This is a genomic window from Vibrio sp. 704 (assembly GCF_033339295.1).
In genome coordinates this window covers 1-977 of the sequence record NZ_JAWOUH010000155.1, presented here as the reverse complement: position 1 = coordinate 977, position 977 = coordinate 1, and the positions used below count along the sequence as shown (strand labels likewise).

General features: G+C 42.9%; 1 protein-coding gene. It reads left to right on the top strand.

What is annotated here, in order from left to right; all coding sequences use genetic code 11:
• Nucleotides 1-155: 155 nt before the first annotated feature.
• A partial coding sequence (locus R7R24_RS25120) for an AraC family transcriptional regulator (protein WP_318119827.1) occupies nt 156-977 on the top strand: 822 nt, incomplete at its 3' end.

Genomic DNA, 977 nt, shown 5'->3' with positions numbered 1-977 from the left:
GAAATTACTCTGGTTAGCGAACCGATTTCAGCGTTCAGTATTTCTGAACGCTGATTAAAAAATATCAAATTGACTCTCTGACCGCGAGAACTAACATTCACGCACTTTGTTCATATCGTTTCAAGATAGCGTTGACACTCATTTTGGAAATGTAAATGAAGGCTTTGATTGAGGTTCTTGACGGGCAGGTGCAACACTGTCCGATAAATCAAAAGTTTGATATTAGCTCGACGGATTTTTACATTGTATTAAACCATAACTGTGCTTTGGAGTTATGTGATTCTAAAGGTATTAAACAGCTTATCGACCCACCTTGTTTGGTCGCTATTGGCGCGGATTTCAAAGGGCAAATCGCCATCAATTCGTTCGTAGAAAATGCCAATATTTCGGGTTTCAGACTGGCTGCGTGTTTCATTGAAAAACTCAATCAACAGTTGAACTTCCGCGAGCTTTGCGATGGCGTGTTCTCGGGGAATGTAGCGGTGAGTTTCACTTTACGTCCGGGAATCGTGGATATTTACTCAGCATTCAAAGCAATGGTGAAAAAGGGCTGTGGTAACCGTTCAAATGATGAATTGCTCGATATCAACAGCATGCTTTTGTATTTGTTGATGCACTTTGAGCAGAGCGCCAGTCAGGCAGAAACTCGTTCATATTCTTCGTTGTCTTCACGTATTCGCGCGCTTATTTCTAAAGATCTAACGAAGCCGTGGACGCTCAAAGAAATTGCGAAACTGGTTTACATGAGTGAGTCGACGGTAAAAAGAAAGTTGAACAAGGAAGGGACGACGTTTACTGACGTGCTGCAGGCTGCACGACTAGATACAGCACAAAAAATGGTGTGCAATAGCGATGCGAGTGTCAGTGCAATAGCTGAGCTATGTGGTTTTAAGCATGCCTCTTATTTTGGTGCCTGTTTCAGAAAAGAATATGGTGCCACACCGCTTGCTTATCGAAAACAAGCCCAGCTCAGAGCG